This is a genomic window from Catenibacterium faecis, assembly GCF_014306455.1.
Classification (GTDB): Bacteria; Bacillota_I; Bacilli_A; order Erysipelotrichales; family Coprobacillaceae; genus Catenibacterium; species Catenibacterium mitsuoka_A.
Window position 1 is genome coordinate 1 of the sequence record NZ_JACRWG010000152.1, and the last position, 834, is coordinate 834.

The window sequence follows — 834 nt, forward strand, 5'->3', positions numbered from 1 at the left end:
CAACCTTTCTCATAATAACCTCCCCTGGAGGTTATAGTTTAACACGGCAAGTTGATATTGTCCCAATTGGGACAATATCAACTTGGATACATTAAGACATTATCATATTGGAATCAGAGTAATTTTGTCATATTGTAAAAGGGTGTTGAAATTGCTTTCAAGAATTGCTATAATATAGGCACAGATGAAATCTGGAATTGTTGTTAAAGGAGAATTAAAATGGACGAACAGGAACAGACAGTCATTAACTTAATTGTTAATGCTGGTAGCGCAAGAAGCTCAGCAATTGAAGCAATTCAGTATGCAAAAGCAGGAGACATCGAAAAGGCAGATGAATCAATTCAGACTGCTAAAGAAACAGTTAATGAAGCTCATCATGCTCAGACTGAATTAATTCAGGCTGAAATCAGAGGAGAAAAAACTCCACTTAACTTATTAATGGTACATGCACAGGATCACTTAATGTGCGCATTAGTAGTTATCGATTTAGCTCAGGAATTTATTGATGTTTATAAGAAATTAGCTTAATTTCATAAATACCAATACAGCATCCCACATAATGGGATGCTTTTTTTATTGCCTGTTGTAGCTAAATAAGCCTGTATAAAGCATATTATTGTATTTGGTGATAAAATAATTAATTTAAAATTATGTAGCATACAAGGGCTAAAAACAGCAAATAAAAGAAAATAAATAAAAAATATTCAAAAAACACTGTCAACCGAAATTGATAATGTCCCAAAAATAATCAAACATTAGCACCACAACGGTGCTTTTGTTTTGCAGCATAATTCGCAAAGCTGTTTTTTCTCCAAGGATGATCCATTGGAGGAA

Annotated in this window: 1 protein-coding gene; it reads left to right on the forward strand. The window is 33.1% G+C overall.

Annotated features, from left to right (window positions below):
- Positions 1 to 219 precede the first annotated feature (219 nt).
- Positions 220 to 528: a PTS lactose/cellobiose transporter subunit IIA gene (locus H8909_RS13210; protein WP_006505715.1), complete on the forward strand. Its 309-nt coding sequence runs from the start codon at positions 220 to 222 to the stop codon at positions 526 to 528.
- The last annotated feature ends 306 nt before the right edge of the window (positions 529 to 834 follow it).